This window comes from Arthrobacter sp. DMZ02-1R, assembly GCF_057747935.1.
Window position 1 is genome coordinate 4,293,682 of sequence record NZ_CM173230.1, and the last position, 15,549, is coordinate 4,309,230.

At 63.7% G+C, this 15,549-nt stretch carries 13 protein-coding genes and 1 pseudogene; 11 read left to right on the forward strand and 3 right to left on the reverse strand.

What is annotated here, in order from left to right; all coding sequences use genetic code 11:
• The first annotated feature begins 51 nt into the window (after positions 1-51).
• From AC3ANQ_RS20400 to AC3ANQ_RS20425, 6 genes are all read left to right on the forward strand, one after another.
• Entirely contained in the window at positions 52-711 is a 660-nt protein-coding gene (locus AC3ANQ_RS20400) for a VOC family protein (protein WP_488302716.1), read from the forward strand.
• 350 nt (positions 712-1,061) lie between these two features.
• Positions 1,062-1,601, forward strand: a complete 540-nt coding sequence (locus AC3ANQ_RS20405) for an NUDIX hydrolase family protein (protein WP_059388553.1) — start codon at positions 1,062-1,064, stop codon at positions 1,599-1,601.
• A 90-nt stretch (positions 1,602-1,691) separates the two neighbouring features.
• Positions 1,692-2,717 (forward strand): DUF6707 family protein, encoded by a 1,026-nt coding sequence (locus AC3ANQ_RS20410; RefSeq protein ID WP_488302717.1) that lies wholly within the window; start codon positions 1,692-1,694, stop codon positions 2,715-2,717.
• Between the two features lie 61 nt (positions 2,718-2,778).
• A complete protein-coding gene (locus tag AC3ANQ_RS20415) occupies positions 2,779-3,504 on the forward strand; it encodes an SRPBCC family protein (protein WP_488302718.1) in 726 nt (241 codons plus the stop codon).
• Between the two features lie 129 nt (positions 3,505-3,633).
• On the forward strand, positions 3,634-4,863 hold the full coding sequence (gene tgt / locus AC3ANQ_RS20420) for a tRNA guanosine(34) transglycosylase Tgt (protein WP_488305384.1): 1,230 nt from the start codon (positions 3,634-3,636) through the stop codon (positions 4,861-4,863).
• Between the two features lie 148 nt (positions 4,864-5,011).
• Positions 5,012-5,941, forward strand: a complete 930-nt coding sequence (locus AC3ANQ_RS20425; protein WP_488302719.1) for a type IV toxin-antitoxin system AbiEi family antitoxin domain-containing protein — start codon at positions 5,012-5,014, stop codon at positions 5,939-5,941.
• 133 nt (positions 5,942-6,074) lie between these two features.
• Here AC3ANQ_RS20425 and AC3ANQ_RS20430 read toward each other — a convergent pair whose 3' ends face one another.
• Entirely contained in the window at positions 6,075-6,449 is a 375-nt protein-coding gene (locus AC3ANQ_RS20430; RefSeq protein ID WP_488302720.1) for an ABC transporter ATP-binding protein, read from the reverse strand.
• A gap of 296 nt (positions 6,450-6,745) precedes the next feature.
• On the opposite strand from AC3ANQ_RS20430, the gene AC3ANQ_RS20435 reads away from it, so the two are divergent.
• A complete protein-coding gene (locus AC3ANQ_RS20435) occupies positions 6,746-7,447 on the forward strand; it encodes a queuosine precursor transporter (protein ID WP_488302721.1) in 702 nt (233 codons plus the stop codon).
• Positions 7,448-7,637: 190 nt separating this feature from the next.
• Here the strand turns inward: AC3ANQ_RS20435 and AC3ANQ_RS20440 are convergent.
• Positions 7,638-9,033: pseudogene (locus tag AC3ANQ_RS20440) on the reverse strand (MFS transporter).
• 255 nt (positions 9,034-9,288) lie between these two features.
• On the opposite strand from AC3ANQ_RS20440, the gene AC3ANQ_RS20445 reads away from it, so the two are divergent.
• Positions 9,289-9,648, forward strand: a complete 360-nt coding sequence (locus AC3ANQ_RS20445; protein ID WP_488302722.1) for an iron chaperone — start codon at positions 9,289-9,291, stop codon at positions 9,646-9,648.
• Between the two features lie 59 nt (positions 9,649-9,707).
• Positions 9,708-10,241, forward strand: a complete 534-nt coding sequence (locus AC3ANQ_RS20450; protein ID WP_488302723.1) for a DUF6036 family nucleotidyltransferase — start codon at positions 9,708-9,710, stop codon at positions 10,239-10,241.
• Between the two features lie 171 nt (positions 10,242-10,412).
• Here the strand turns inward: AC3ANQ_RS20450 and AC3ANQ_RS20455 are convergent, their stop codons facing one another.
• On the reverse strand, positions 10,413-11,924 hold the full coding sequence (locus AC3ANQ_RS20455; protein ID WP_488302724.1) for a helix-turn-helix domain-containing protein: 1,512 nt from the start codon (positions 11,922-11,924) through the stop codon (positions 10,413-10,415).
• Positions 11,925-12,080: 156 nt separating this feature from the next.
• On the opposite strand from AC3ANQ_RS20455, the gene aceA reads away from it, so the two are divergent.
• The gene (gene aceA / locus AC3ANQ_RS20460; protein WP_488302725.1) at positions 12,081-13,400 is read left to right on the forward strand and encodes an isocitrate lyase; all 1,320 of its coding nucleotides are present in this window, start codon (positions 12,081-12,083) and stop codon (positions 13,398-13,400) included.
• A 414-nt stretch (positions 13,401-13,814) separates the two neighbouring features.
• Positions 13,815-15,467: a malate synthase A gene (aceB, locus tag AC3ANQ_RS20465; protein WP_488302726.1), complete on the forward strand. Its 1,653-nt coding sequence runs from the start codon at positions 13,815-13,817 to the stop codon at positions 15,465-15,467.
• Positions 15,468-15,549: the final 82 nt, after the last annotated feature.

The following is a 15,549-nucleotide window of genomic DNA, read 5'->3' on the forward strand; positions in this document are numbered from 1 at the left end:
GCCCACCCCTTGCTCTGACCACGCGGTCCAGGCCCATGCCCCGGAGGATCCATGCTGCGCGTCCGTCCCATCCAGTTCACGTCCGACGTCGCCGGCTGGAAGCATCTTCTTACGGCGCTGGGGCTCGTATGCGTCCTGGACCACGGCGATTGGTTGGAGTTCGACGCCGGCTCGGGCCGGGTTGCCTTGCACCGGACCTCCGCAGACGACGGCGCTACCGCGTTCGGCGTCGAGGTCGGAGATCTGGCCGAGTTCGCCCGACGCACCCTGGCCGACGGGACCCGTGCCGAACTGTTCGACGCCGATCACGGCCAGGCCGTCCGGATCACGGCCCACGACGGCTTCACGTTCCTCGCGGACAAGGCGACCAGCCGCACCACCAGCCCGAAGGCGGATCCGGGGCTCGCCGTCGTCGGGACCTGGCTCACGCCGGATGTGCCGGGCGCCGCGCAGGAGTTACGCAACATTGGCGCCCGGCCGCGGAACATGTCCACCGGCGCCGCGGATTTCAGCACGAAGAACGGCGGCATTCTGTCGGTCCGGAAGTCTCCCGAGACCGCCGCGGGAGGCCTCACGTTCGAGTACGACGGCGACCTCGCGGCGCTCGAGGCCCGGCTCGCTGCCGCCGGGGTCGCCGCGGCCCTGGCCGGCTCGCTCCTTTCGGTTGCCACCCCGCGCGGCGGGACGATCAGCGTGGCCGGGCCCGCCTAACCAAACCCCCGCTCACCTTTACGGGCCTATCCCCCGACGCTCACTCACTTATATGGGTCTTTCCCCCGACGCTCCTGCAGATCTGATGCCGTACAGCCAAACGCTCGCTCACCTTAATGGGTCTTTCCCCCGACGCTCCTGCACATCATCTGCAGGAGCGTTCCGCGGTTTGGGCTCATAAGTGAAGGAGCGCCGCCCGATTAGGCATCAAACGTGAGCGAGCGTTCCGCGGTTTGGGCCCATAAGTGAAGGAGCGTTCACGGAATCCGCCTCCGGAGAATCGCTCGACGAAATCCTGGCTGTCTGATTCGTACGGCGTGGAACGGCATGGGATGGGGTAGAACTTAACCATGAGTGTTCGTACCCCTGATCCCTACTCCGGCTGGCTTTCCGATGAAGACCTCTTCGAAGCCCGCGGCCGCCTCCCCATGGTTTACGTGGAGGCGGTTCCCGTGCGTCTGGATCCACTCGGATTCGTCAACGAGGTAGGTACCCTGCTGCAAGGCGACGCTGACGGCACCATGGTCCGTTCTTTCGTTTCCGGCCGCGTGCTCTACCGCGAAACCATCCGCGCCGCGCTGTTGCGGCACATGGAAAAGGACCTCGGGCCGCTGGCCTTTCCCCAGTTGCCTGTCAGCCCCGTGCCGTTCACGGTGGCCGAATACTTCCCGGCCCCGTCGCAGACCGGTTTCACGGACGATCGCCAGCACGCCGTGTCCCTCGTCTACGTCATCCCCGTGACGGGCGAATGCGAACCGCGCCAGGACGCCCTCGAGCTGACGTGGATGACCCCCCAGGAGATCCTCAGCGACGACGTGCAGCAGGAATTCAGCGGCGGCCGCGGCAATCTGGTGCGCCAGGCTTTGGCTTTTGCCGGCGTCGGACAGTAGCAGCAGCGGCGGGCAGTAGCCACCTCCCCGATTTGTTCGATGGGTTTTATAGACTGTTGGGCGGACCCGAAGAGAACCAAAGGACTTCCGATGACTCACAGCCCGGCCGACCAGCAGTACCGTGAAAAGCAGGCTGGGGCCCTGCAAATCGGGGACTACCTGTTCCTCCCCGGGGATGGTCCCGCGGAAGAAATCACGCATATAGAGCTCGAACACGATGATTTTGGCGTGCCCGCGCTCGTCCTGGTCACCACCCTCGACGGCGGAAACGTGCGGATCGCCATCGGATCCAGCGTCCCGGTGGGCGAGGCGGCTGTCACTATTGAAGACGACGATGCGCTGGCGGAGAAAGATCCTGCCACGCTCGCGGAGCCGGTTCCCGGCGACGCGCCCGACGGCGTTACCTCCGACGGCGGTGATGCACTCGCGGACGCGGTTCCCGCCGTCGTCGTACCTTCTTTGCCCGCGGTGGCACCGACCGTCAGCGGGCCAGGTCCCGCGCAACTCGCGCTGATCCCGGAACCGACGGATTCCCCCGAGGACGTGGTGGCCGCCGCTGCCGAGGCGCACCCGGGCAGGAACGGCGTCGCGGTCTTGAGCGAACGCCTCGTGAAGGGCATCAACACGAAGTCGGGAAGCTGCCTGCGGGACCTGAGCGACCTGGCCCACGATCTCTTCATCGAGTTGCGGGATCCGGACCATGCCCTGGCCGTGGCCGACATCCTCAACGTGCTTCCCTACGACGGAAACCGCGACAGGTGGATGTCTGTGGAGCGTTCCCTCGCACTTTCCAGCTTCATTTGCCGTGAGCTCGGCAAAACGGAACGCGCCGGGGTCTACGATCAACTCCTGCAGGCGCCGGACACCCTGGAGACAGACCCGTTCAAGGCCCGGATCAACGCCAAGGTCCGGCAACGTGGGCTCAACGAACCGAATCTGCACGACAAGGAAATCTTCCGCTCCATCGACAACGGCAACCGCGATGCCGAGCGCGAATGGCGGTTGCTCCGTCTCGAATCCCTGCTGTTCCTGCGCTCGCACGGCGGCTCGACCACCCTTGGCGTGGGCGAGCTCGATCACAGAATCGCGAACGAGCTCGAGGCCGTGCGCGCCTAGGCCCTATCGGAGGATTCCGCAAGACCTGTCGCGTTCGCTCCAACGGCGGTAGATTCGGGCCATGACGAACAATCTGAGCGTTGTGGTTAATGCCGACGCGCAGCAAGTTTGGACCTCGCTGCGTGAACCGTCGCTCGTGGCTCAATGGCACGGCTGGGAGGCCGATGAGCTTGGCGACGAAATCAACCAAATCTATTTCACCCCCAATGTGGTTGAAAATTCCGACCACACAAGCCTCACCGTGAATGGTGGGGACGTCTTCGAACTCACCCCGGTCAGCGGCGGCACCGAGGTCCGCGTAACGCGGGCCGCCTTGGACCACGATTCCGAATGGGCAGCCTGGGACGAGGACATCACCCAAGGTTGGTTGACCTTCCTGCACCAACTTCGGTTCGCCTTGGAACGCCATCCACACGGGCGCCGGCGCACGCACTTTGTCTCCCTGCCCGGCGGTAGCGGCTCAGGCATCCAGAAGCTGGGGCTGGCCGACGTTCCGGCTCCTGGGGAGGAATACTCGCTGACGTTGCCCACGGGCGGGGCCCTCTCCGGCAAGGTCTGGTTCCGGAGCAATCATCAGGTGGGCCTGACCGTGCACAGCTATGCGGAGCACGGGGACGGTCTGCTGATTGTGGCGGACCAGCCGGTGATTCCGGAGAAGAGGCCCGACGGCGGGACTGTCGTGATCGCTTCGACCTACGACTTGGGTGCCGCCAGCCTGGACTCGATCCGCTCCCGTTGGGACAGCTGGAAGGCTGAGAACTACCCCACAGAGGTGCATTCGCACTGACGATTCACGCTCCGGGGCTGGCAGACTGTAACGGTGCCAGCCGATTCCTCCCTGCCTCGTTCCGGGTCTAGCTCCGAGTCCGATCCTTCCGCGCTCAGGGTTGCCCAGCAGTCCGCGTTTTCCTTCGAGGTGGGCGCGCGGCTCAGCGAAACGCGTCCGCCGTCGTCGGCCCTTTCGGAAGGCAAGCGCGGAGACTTCCTGGGCCGGACCGGGACCATCACCACACCGCACGGCCAGATCCAGACGCCCGCGTTCATCGCCGTCGGGACCAAAGCCACGGTCAAGGCAGTGCTGCCCGAATCCATGAAGGAGCTCGGCGCGCAGGCGTTGCTGGCCAATGCCTACCACCTGTATCTGCAACCGGGCCCGGAAATCCTGGACGCTGCGGGCGGGCTCGGCGCGTTCATGAACTGGGATGGGCCCACGTTCACCGACTCGGGCGGCTTCCAGGTGATGAGCCTCGGCTCGGGGTTCAAGAAAGTCATCGACATGACGTCCGTGGACACGTCCGGGCCTGACGACGCCGTGGCCCCGGGCAAGGAGCGGCTTGCCCATGTGGACGAGGATGGCGTCTGGTTCAAGTCCCACCTGAACGGGGACAGGCACCGTTTCTCCCCGGAGATTTCCATGCGGGTGCAGCACCAGATCGGCGCCGACATCATGTTTGCCTTCGATGAGCTGACCACCCTGCAGAACTCCCGTGGCTACCAAGAGGAATCATTGGAGCGGACGCGTCGCTGGGCCGAGCGCTGCGTGGTGGAGCATCAGCGTTTGACTTCTTCTCGGGTAGGGAAGCCATACCAGGCCCTGTTCGGTGTCATTCAGGGGGCGCAGTACGAGGACCTCCGCCGGAAGGCATGCCGGGATCTTGGCGGGATGCCCTTTGACGGCTTCGGCATCGGCGGCGCCTTGGAGAAGGAGAACCTCGGCATCATTGTGCGTTGGTGCAATGAGGAACTTCCCGAGAACAAACCCCGGCACCTCCTGGGCATCTCCGAGCCGGACGACATCTTCACGGCCATCGAAAACGGTGCCGATACCTTCGATTGCGTCTCCCCCACCCGCGTGGCACGCAACTCAGCGTTCTACACTCCGTCCGGTCGGTTCAACCTGGTCGGGGCACGCTACAAGAAAGATTTCGGACCCCTGCAGGACGGCTGCGACTGCTACACCTGCGCCAACTATTCGCGGGCCTACATCCACCACCTGTACAAGGCCCACGAGATGGTCTCGGCCACACTCATTTCCATTCACAACGAACGCTTCGTGGTGAAGATGGTGGACGACGCCCGCCTGGCCATCGAATCCGGGGACTTCTTCGAGTTCAAGGCCGAGACCCTGGGGCGGTACTACCCCTAGCTTCCCGTTGCCTCGCGTCGAAATCGCTGGAACGGTGCCGGTTCGCCGGAGCGTTCGGGCGAACCGGCACCGTTCGGGCGACCCCACGTTTTCCACATAGCCCGCCAAGCGGCTTCCGCGGGCCACCGCCGCCAGCGAGGCTGGATCAATGACGCTTTCCCAGCCGCCTTCGCTCCCGGAAAAGGGAAACCTCTGGCGCACCGATCAACTCCACGCACATGGGCTTAATTCCCGTGCAATCCAGCTCTTGGTGCGTCGCGGCAAGCTCGTCCGGCTACGGTACGGCTGCTATATCCGGGCCGCGCTCTGGGAGAAGCAATCCGCTAGGATCCGTGGCACGCAACTGATTTACGCACATGCTCATGGAACGCTCACGACGTCGGCGGGAGACTTCGTATATAGCCACACCTCGGCGGCGCGGCTGCACCGCCTCCACCTGTGGAATGTTGACGACCTCATCCATATCCTCCTGCGGGTCCGGCCGTCCAGCGAGCGGCTCGGCAAGGACGTCCGTGGTCACACCAGGCCTTTCGACGAGACGGACATCGTGACAATCGGGAACTTGCGGGTCACGTCCTTGGAGCGGACAGTGGTGGATTGCGCCATGCTACTCAGCTACAAGCACGCCCTGGTGCTCATGGACCATGCACTCAGGCTTGGCGCTGATCGTGCGCAAATGCAGGCCATGGCCGACGCATTGGATGGCCGACGCGGCATCAGGAACCTTCGAAAGGCCCTGGTCACCGCTGATCCACGATCCGAGTCGCCCGGCGAAACCTTGTGTCGCGAACTCATCTCGCGGCTGAAGTTGCCGATGCCTGAACCGCAGGTTGAGGTGCAGAGCCGGGCAGGTCGGCATCGGCTCGACTTTGCCTGGCGGGAGGCAAAGGTCGCGTTGGAATTCGATGGCAGAGCCAAGTACTTCGATTTCAAGCCAACAGCCGAGGTGATTTTCCAGGAGCGGCGCCGGGAAAAGGCCCTGAGCGAGGACGGCTGGCGTTTCGTCCGCGTGGAGTGGAGGCACCTCTTTCGCGAGCAGGAATTCAAGAGCCGGATACTGAACGCCCTCCGTCGTTAGCCTGCCGCCGTCGAGATCGCCGGAACGCGCCCCGGTCGCCGAAACTCTTAGGCGAGCCGGCACCGTTCCGGCGAGCTCGCGCTCTGGAGACCCTTACGGAATACCGGTGGCGCTAAGGCAGCGGTGGACATGCTCACCGTCGGATCCTCGCCACGGCTTCGTCGGTACTCACCACGCGCGCACCGCCGTCGTCGACTATTACCGCCCGGGTGCACGCCGCTTGGGCGACGTCGGCATCGTGCGTGACCATGACGACGCCGGCATCCTGCTTCGCGGTCCGGGCAATCCGCTTCGCCAGGAGGCCGCGCATGCGGGTATCGAGCCGCTGCTCGGGTTCGTCCAAAACAAGCAACTCGAAGGGCCGGATGAAAGCCGAGGCAAGCAGGAGCTTGCGCCGTTGTCCCGAGGAAAGCTGATGGGGAAAGGCATCCGCCACGGTTTGGAGTTCAAAGAAGTCGATCTCATCCTCCACAGCCGCTGCCGTCAACGCGGCGTTCCCTGGCTTCATCCTCTGAACCTACCGCCCTGCGGCTCCCGCGAGCCTCCGACGCCCGCTCACATATGTCGGGTTTCGGCACGACGCCCACTCACAAGTTGTGAGCGCGCGTTTGCGGATTGGCGCGATTATCTGCAGGAGCGCCGTGGACTGCCGGGAGCCTGAAGGCGGCGCCGCAATTCCGTGTATCTCGATGCGAGAATGGGAAAGGCTCCGCGGTTTGCAGGCGGGTCCACCACCAGTGCTAATACAGCGGGGCGTCGTGCTCACTCCGGCCGCCTGCGCGAACCACTACGAACGGACAAACGATGACGTCAGCTTCAGAATCCCAAACCCTGAATAAACCCGCGCCGCGTTTCGCATCGATAGGCTCCCCATACTTTGGCATCATGCTGGCATGCATGGCCGTGGTGCTGATCCTGTCCAACATCGGCGCCGCCAAAGGCGTGGTCTTCGGTCCGATCATCACTGATGGCGGGTTCTTCCTCTTCCCACTCGCCTACATCCTTGGCGACGTGATGAGCGAGATCTACGGGTTTAGGGTAGCCCGCAAAGCAATCATCACCTCGTTCGCCCTGTCAGCGTTCGCGTCGCTCTGCTACTGGATCATCATCGGGCTGCCCGGTTTCAATGACGACTACGGTGTTGCCAAGCAGTCTGCCATCGAGGGCGCACTTGGGCCGGTCCCGCAGATCGTCCTGGCGTCGCTTCTCGCCTTCCTCGCGGGCCAGACCATCAACTCCCTGATCCTGGTCAAGATGAAGGCCCGTACCGGTGAGAGGACCCTTTGGGCTAGGCTCATGGGTTCATCCGGCGTGGGGGAATTCGTGGACACGCTGATCTTCTGCAGCATCGCGGCGTCGGTCATCGGCATCACGGATTTCGGAAGCTTCGTCAATTACGTGCTGGTTGGCTTCGTCTACAAGGTCGCTGTCCAGTACATCCTCGTGCCCGTGACTTCCTTGGTCATCGGCTGGATCAAGAAGCGCGAGCCTAGTTACTGGGCCTGAGCAGGAAACGCGATCGACATAAGTGAGCGAGCGTGGCGCCGGAAGGCGACATAAGTGAGCGAGCGTGGCGCCGGAAGGCGACATAAGTGAGCGAGCGTCGGAAACGGAAGGGGACGACGACGGCGGGCGGCCGGCTTTCGAAGGCCAGCCGCCCGCCGTCGGGCTCGTCGGGCTCGTCGGGTTCGTCGGGCTAGGCGTTGACAGAGTCCTGGTCGTCGGCCCGCGAATCGTCAGCGCGGGGCGAGCCGAAAGCGCTCCCCTGCTCCTTGTCCAGGTGGGTCGACTTCTTGTTCTTCAGGGCGAAGATGTAGACCAGCAGCGAAATGCCGATGGCCACAGTGACGTAGGTAAAGAAGATCTCCACTTGGCCGGCCTTCTGGAAAGCAGCGCCCACCAGCGGAACCGTCCCGCCGAACAATGAGTTGGCGATCGCATACCCAAGGCCCACACCGAGCGCTCGGATGGACGAGGGGAAGAGCTCGGCCTTCACCAAGGCAGGAGGTGTAGCCTCCCACAATCAACAGGCCGCCCATCATGAGCAAGAACGCCAGGAACGGGTCCTTGGTTCCGCTCAGCGCAGACAACAGCGGCCAAGTGCCCAGCACCCCGAGGATCCCGAACCACAAAAGAAGCGGCTTACGGCCCACCTTGTCCGAGATCATGCCATAGACCGGCTGCAGGAGCATGAAAATCAGAAGCGCCCAGAAGTTGATCTGGCTACTGGTTTCCTTGGCGATGCCGCTGGTGTTCTGCATGAAGGACAGGATGAAGTTGGTGTACGTGTAGAAGGCCACCGTGCCGCCGAGGGTCACTCCAATGCAGATCAGCAGTGCGCGCCAGTGCTTGGCGAGAAGCAACCTCAAGGTGCCCGGCTGGGCTTCGCCATCGGCCGGCTTGGCAGTTGCCGCGGCGGTCTGCTCCGCGGAGATGGTCTCTTCCATGGAGCGTCGGAGCCACAGGACAACCAGTGCGGCGACACCGCCGATAGCGAATGGAATGCGCCAACCCCATCCGGCCAAGGCTTCCTTGCCGAAAGCCTGTTCGAGGACCACGAGGACCAGCAGGGCCAGCATCTGGCCTCCGATCAGCGTCACGTACTGGAAGGAGGAGAAGAAGCCGCGACGCTTGGATGTCGCAGCCTCGGACATGTAGGTGGCGCTCGTGCCGTATTCGCCGCCCACGGAGAACCCTTGGATCAGCCGGATCAGGATCAGGAGAACCAGGGCCCACACTCCTATCACTTCCTTTGTGGGCAGGATGGCGATGGCGAACGACCCTGCGGACATCATGGTCACGCTCAGGGTCAGGGCGGCCTTGCGGCCTTTGCGGTCGGCATAGCGGCCGAAGAACCAACTGCCGATGGGGCGCATCAGGAACGTCACGGCGAAAACAGCCATCGCCTCAAGATTGCTCTGCAGCGGGTCTTTGGAACTGAAGAAATGGGATGCGAAATAGGCGGAGAACGCCGTGTAGATGTACACGTCGTACCACTCCACAAGGTTGCCTGCGGAGCCTTTGAGTATGTTGCCGACGGCCTTGCGCGTCCGGGCGGCCTCGCTCTGGGGCGCTGCTTGCTGGGTGCTCATCAATGAACCCTTCCTGGGAGGACGCAGCCACCGGCCACGCCGCCGCCACCTTACCGCCGGGTAACTTAAGGGCCTGCATTTTGGTCATATTGGTCATTCGTACAAGACGGCCCCACGACCCGCATTTCCTCCAACGCTCAGTTCGACGCCCTCTGGCAAGGCGGCGCCCGCTAGGGCAAGCTTGGTCGAAGACCGGCCGTGCGGCGGGAAACAGAACGGCGGGAAACAGAACGGCCCAAGGGCGAGGGAGAGCGCATGGCTGAGCGTTTCGAAACCGTGGACGAGTACATCGCGTCCCAGCCAGACGACGTGCAGACGATTCTTCGGGAGATCCGACGTCGGGCGCTGGCAGCCGTTCCCGGAGCCGGGGAAAGGATCAGCCACGGCATCCCCACCATCACCCTCGAGGGCCACTATGTGGTTTACTTCGCGGCCTGGAAGCACCACATTTCCGTCTATCCAGTGCCCGACGGCGACGCGGAATTCGAGCGGGAAATCGCCCCATACCGGGCGGCCAAGGGAACCTTGAAGTTCCCGCTGGGGAAGCCGATGCCGTACGAGCTCATTGAAAAGGTGGCGACGCTGCTGTCTGAGCGCGGGCGGGGCGGCTACTGACAATCGGCCTGCACGGGGGTAGCATGCGGCCATGCAGGTCATCAAGAAAGCTCCCGTCATTGCGCCGCGATGAGCTTGAGCACGCTATCAGGGCTGCTACCGATATCATTCACGGCGACCGGGTGATTGTGATCGGCAGCCAGTCAATTCTGGGGTCCTTCACGGAGGACGAACTGCCTGCGGCAATCACCATGTCAGACGCTGTCGACATCGCCCCGTTTTCCGACGACGACGCCGGCACGCTTGCAGACAGCATCGATTCCGCGCTTGGTGAATGGTCGCCTTTCCACAACGAATTCGGGTTCTATGTCCAGGCAGTCGAAAGGGAGACCGCAGTGCTCCCGGAAGACTGGGAGTACCGCCTTGTCGGTGTGCGCAATGAGGCGACCCGGAACAGCACCGGGCTTTGCCTGGATCCCTACGATCTCTGCGCAGCCAAGCTCATAGCAGCACGGCCCAAGGATCACGCGTTCGTTTTGGCCCTCATCGGGGCGTCCCTCGTCGACCAGGCCCGGCTCGTGGACAGAATCAGGCTGATCGACCCCTCCGAGCCTCGCCGCGATGCGGCTTTATCCTGGGCCATGTCGGTGTGACATCGACGTCCCCACCGTCAACCCGGAGTTCACCTCCACCTTTCTGGCGTCACGCCGGGCAAGTTTTTGGGTCCATATCATGGGCCAAGCCGCGGAATTCCGGGGTGGTTCAACCCCGGGGAATCCAAAAAGATGCGTGGCGTGACGCGTCCACCCAAGCCCCCCAAAAAACTACCCCGAGTGCGCCTCAAGGAACGCGTACACCTCGGTCTCGTCGACGCCGGGGAACGCGCCCGGCGGCATGGCGGCCAGCAGGTGCGAGTGAGCCCGAGCGGATGGCCAGGCGTTGCCTGCCCAGGAAGAAGCCAACGACGCCGGCGGGCGCTTGCAGCAGTTCGGGTCCGGGCATGTTGAGGTAGCCCGCGCCGTCGTCTCCCGCCCGCGGAACCACTTCACGTGCTGGTACGGCACGCCGATGCTGAGCGAGAACTCCCCCGCGGCCGATCGCTCGGTGCGCGCCGTGCACCAATAGGTGCCGGAGACGGTGTCCGTGTATTGGCTGTAAGCGCTGAACTTGTCCGGAACATCGAACACTGCCCGCGAAGTCCACGCTTTGCAGGCCGGTTGGCCCTCGATGGCGCCGGTATGGTCATGCGGGAAGGCCACGCCGTCGTTCTCGTAGGCCTTGTAGATGATGCCGCTTTGGTGGGTCTTCTGGAAATGCGTGGTGATGCCAAGGTGCTTCGTGGCTAGGTTGGTGAAGCGGTGTGCCGCGGTTTCGTAGGAGACAGCAAAGGCATCCCGGATGTCCTCGACTGCGATCTCCTTGGCAGCCTTCGCCTTCTGGAGGAACTCCAAGGTGGCGTGCTCGGGCAGGAGGAGCGCCGCGGCAAAATAGTTTGTGGCGACGCGCTGCGCCAGGAAGTCCCCGTAGTTCTTGGGAGTCTCGTGGCCCAGAACGTAGTGGCCCAGGGCCTGCAGGAGGACCGAACGGGGATCGTGGTCCTGCCTCTGGCTCTGCGTGAGATAAATTCGGTGATTCTTAAGATCGGTCACTGAACGGGTGGAATGGGGCAGGTCGCCCACGTGGTGAAGCGTGAATCCGAGGTGGTCCGCGATGTCCGCAATGACGTGCTGGCTCAGCGGGCCGGAGGTGTACCCGACGCCTTTGAGCACCTTCTGCGCTTCGGCCTCGTACTCCGGAAAATAGTTGCCGCGCTCACGCATCATGGCACGTAGTTCACCGTTCGCGCGGCGGGCCTCTTCCGGCGTCGCAATCTGCTCGTTGAGCCTGCGCTCAAGCTCCTGCAGGAGACCTATCTGTGACTCCAGCACATCGAGCGGAAGCCGCGCGCTGACACGGATTTTCGGCAGGTTCAGGGACTCATAGAGGGGCCCGCGCTGGTACCGTTCCAACTCGATTTCCAGTGCGGCCCGTCTGCTGGGCGGTTCCGCTCCGAGCAGCTGGTCGATGCCCACGTTCAATGCGGCCGCGAGCTGCTTCAGCAAGCCCAGTTTAGGTTCCCGCTTGCCGTTCTCAATAAGGCTCAACTGGCTAGGGGCGGTCCCGACGGCGGCGCTCACGTCGTCGAGGGTCAGCCCGGCCTGCTTGCGCAGATACCGCACGCGGCGGCCCAGGCTGATGACGTCCAGTTCGGCGTCAGCGGCGGATGACGACGGCGGCGGTACTTCGCGGTTCCAGCTCACAGGTGACATTTCTTGAGCATACGCGAAGAAGTGCATTTCTTTCCATAGTTTTTCTCTAGTAAGTCTCATCGAAGTACTGAAAAGTAAGAACTACGGAAACCCCGGTCGACCTGAACAGCAAAGGCGCAGCGAAGATCGGCCGGGGCTACATACACAGCAACACGCCAAAGTAGCGTTAAAGGAGACAGAACAATGACCGCAGCATTTGAACCAGAGCAGCCCACCTCCGCTCAGCAGCAGGCCGCAGCACTGGAGCTCGAATGGGCTGCCAACCCGCGTTGGGAAGGCGTCACCCGCGATTACTCGGCCACCGACGTCGTCCGCCTCCGCGGCCGCGTCTCCGAAGAACACACCTTGGCCAGGCGCGGCTCCGAGAAGCTGTGGAAGCAGCTCACGGAAGAGCACAAGGAAGGCAAGTACACCAACGCACTCGGTGCACTGACCGGCAACCAGGCCGTGCAGCAGGTCAAGGCCGGGCTGCGGGCCATCTACCTTTCCGGCTGGCAGGTAGCCGCCGACGCCAACAACTCCGGCCACACCTACCCGGACCAGTCGCTCTACCCGGCCAACTCGGTCCCCACCGTGGTCCGCCGCATCAACAACGCCCTGCTCCGGGCCGACCAGATCGAATACGCCGAGGGCATCCAGACGGTCGAGGACTGGCTGGTCCCGATCATTGCCGACGCCGAAGCCGGTTTCGGTGGCCCGCTGAACGCCTACGAACTCATGAAATCCATGATCCAGGCCGGCGCCTCGGGCGTGCACTGGGAAGACCAGCTCGCGTCCGAAAAGAAGTGCGGCCACCTCGGCGGCAAGGTGCTCATCCCCACCCAGCAGCACGTCCGGACCCTGAACGCCGCCCGACTCGCGGCCGACGTCGCCGGCACCCCTTCGGTGATCATCGCCCGTACCGACGCCGAGGCAGCAACCCTGATCACCTCCGACGTCGATCCCCGCGACCAGGAATTCGTCACCGGCGAACGTACGGCTGAGGGCTTCTACAAGGTCCGCAACGGCATCGAACCCTGCATCGCCCGCGCCAAGGCCTACGCCCCGTATTCGGACCTCATCTGGATGGAAACGGGCACCCCGGACCTGGAGCTGGCCCGCAAGTTCGCCGAGTCCGTCAAGGCCGACTTCCCGGACCAGATGCTCTCCTACAACTGCTCGCCGTCATTCAACTGGCGCAAGCACCTGGACGACGCCACCATCGCGAAGTTCCAGCGTGAACTCGGCGCCATGGGCTTCACGTTCCAGTTCATCACCCTGGCCGGCTTCCACGCCCTGAACTACTCGATGTTCGATCTCGCCCACGGTTACGCCCGTGAAGGCATGAGCGCCTACGTCGAACTCCAGGAAAAGGAATTCGCCTCCGAGTCCCGCGGCTACACCGCGACAAAGCACCAGCGCGAAGTCGGCACCGGCTACTTCGACGACATTGCTACTGCGCTCAACCCGAACGCATCCACGCTGGCCCTGGTGGGATCCACCGAAGAAGGCCAGTTCCACTAAAACTTTCCGTTCGACGGCAGACCAGTTCTCTGCGACCTACGGTTGGGCCGACAAAGGCAATCCTCCGCGTGCTATTCCCCATCCCCGTCCTATGGCCTCGCAAAGCTCGGCCGAGGACGGGGACAGGGCCCCTTTTACGCACGCTTCCGGATCACCTTCGCCGGCCTTGCGGCTCTTGGCGACTGGCGCACCAGGCCGAAGAGTCCGGTATTGCGGCAGCCTGCGTAAAAGGGGCCCCGTTTCCGGGTCCGTCCTCGCTCAGCGAGGACGGACCCGGAAACGGGGAATAGCAGGCAGAGCAATGCCGGTCCGAAGGCCGGACCCCGCCACGTACCGGCCCCAACCCGCACTGCAACCGTACCCAACCCAGCTGCACCCGCCGTCGGACATTTGCTTCTCTGAGGAGAGATTGAAATGAACAGTTTCACTGACAATTACACGATCAACGGCATCACGCTGACCGCCCAGCCTATCCACCGGCAGAACGAGGTTCTTACCCCGGATGCCCTGGAGTTCGTGGCAAAGCTGCACCGGGCTACGGCGGAGCGCCGCCAGGAGCTGATGCAAGCGCGTCACACCCGTCGCGGCCAGATTTCCGGGGGCCAGGACCCGCGGTTCCTCCCGGAGACGGCGGAAATCCGCAACGATCCTAACTGGCGCGTCGCTCCCCCGGCACCGGGACTGGAAGACCGCCGCGTGGAAATCACCGGACCGGTTGACCGCAAGATGACCATCAACGCGTTGAACTCGGGCGCGAAGGTGTGGCTGGCAGACATGGAAGACTCCTCCACCCCCACGTGGCGCAACGTCATCCAAGGCCAGCTGAACCTCACCGATGCCCTGGAACGCCGGATCGACTTCACCTCCCCGGAAGGCAAGGAATACAAGCTCCGTGCCGCCGAAGACCTGCCCACCATCGTGGTGCGGCCGCGCGGCTGGCACCTGCCGGAGAAGCACATGCTCATCGACGGGAAGCCCGTTGCCGGTGGCGTGGTCGATTTCGGCTTGTTCTTCTTCCACAACGCACGCCGCCTGCTGGCACAGGGCAAGGGCCCGTACTTCTACCTGCCCAAGATCGAGAACCGCCTGGAGGCCCGCCTCTGGAACGACATCTTCGTCCTGGCCCAGGACCTGCTCGGCATCCCGCAGGGCACCATCCGTGCCACCGTGCTGATCGAGACCATCACCGCGGCGTTCGAGATGGAGGAGATCCTGTTCGAGCTGCGCGATCACGCCTCGGGCCTTAACGCGGGCCGCTGGGACTACATCTTCTCCGTGATCAAGAACTTCCGCACCCGCGGCCCCCGGTTCGTGTTGCCGGACCGCGGCCAGGTGTCCATGACCCAGCCGTTCATGCGCTCCTACACCGAGCAACTGGTCCGGGCCTGCCACCGCCGCGGCGCCATGGCGATCGGCGGCATGGCCGCAGCCGTTCCCAACCGCAAGGACGAGGCCGCCAACACGGCAGCGTTCGAAAAGGTCCGCGCGGACAAGACCCGCGAGGCCGGCGACGGTTTCGACGGTTCCTGGGTAGCGCACCCGGACCTCGTTCCGGTGTGCCGCGAAGTGTTCGACGGCGTACTCGGCGACCGTCCGAACCAACTGGACCGCTCACGCGAGGACGTCACCCCCGACGACCGTGCCCTGATCGACATCGCCTCCACCGAAGGCACCATCACCGAGACCGGCATCCGGAACAACATCGAGGTGGGCATCCGCTACATCGAGTCCTGGCTGCGCGGCAACGGCGCCGTGGCCATCCACAACCTCATGGAAGACGCGGCCACGGCAGAGATCTCCCGCTCACAGCTCTGGCAATGGATCTACTCCCACGCCATCACCGAGACCGGAGAAGTCATCACCCGCGAATGGGTCAACGACCTCCTCGACGAGGAGTTCGCACGGCTGGAACGCTTCGACGACGACCGCTTCAACGATGCCCGCAGCATCTTCGAGGAAGTCGCCTTGGCCGAGGAATTCCCCACCTTCCTGACCATCCCGGCCTACGCCCGCTACCTCACGGAAGCCCGCGAAGAAGCCACCAAGGAAGAACTCGTAGCCGCCTGATCCCACCCACCGGCCCCAACCGCCGGCCCCACACCCCGCTGGGCTGCCTGCACTCTTCGCAACAAGTGACCCCGATGGCCGG

Excerpts from the sequence above, each read along its gene's own strand:
- AC3ANQ_RS20445 (WP_488302722.1), top strand. The coding sequence starts at position 9,289 with ATGGCTGAGCGTTTCGAAACCGTGGACGAGTACATCGCGTCCCAGCCA.
- AC3ANQ_RS20435 (WP_488302721.1), top strand. The coding sequence starts at position 6,746 with ATGACGTCAGCTTCAGAATCCCAAACCCTGAATAAACCCGCGCCGCGT.
- AC3ANQ_RS20455 (WP_488302724.1), bottom strand. The coding sequence starts at position 11,924 with ATGCACTTCTTCGCGTATGCTCAAGAAATGTCACCTGTGAGCTGGAAC.
- AC3ANQ_RS20415 (WP_488302718.1), top strand. The coding sequence starts at position 2,779 with ATGACGAACAATCTGAGCGTTGTGGTTAATGCCGACGCGCAGCAAGTT.
- AC3ANQ_RS20400 (WP_488302716.1), top strand. The coding sequence starts at position 52 with ATGCTGCGCGTCCGTCCCATCCAGTTCACGTCCGACGTCGCCGGCTGG.
- AC3ANQ_RS20405 (WP_059388553.1), top strand. The coding sequence starts at position 1,062 with ATGAGTGTTCGTACCCCTGATCCCTACTCCGGCTGGCTTTCCGATGAA.
- AC3ANQ_RS20425 (WP_488302719.1), top strand. The coding sequence starts at position 5,012 with ATGACGCTTTCCCAGCCGCCTTCGCTCCCGGAAAAGGGAAACCTCTGG.
- AC3ANQ_RS20430 (WP_488302720.1), bottom strand. The coding sequence starts at position 6,449 with ATGAAGCCAGGGAACGCCGCGTTGACGGCAGCGGCTGTGGAGGATGAG.
- aceB (WP_488302726.1), top strand. The coding sequence starts at position 13,815 with ATGAACAGTTTCACTGACAATTACACGATCAACGGCATCACGCTGACC.
- AC3ANQ_RS20410 (WP_488302717.1), top strand. The coding sequence starts at position 1,692 with ATGACTCACAGCCCGGCCGACCAGCAGTACCGTGAAAAGCAGGCTGGG.
- aceA (WP_488302725.1), top strand. The coding sequence starts at position 12,081 with ATGACCGCAGCATTTGAACCAGAGCAGCCCACCTCCGCTCAGCAGCAG.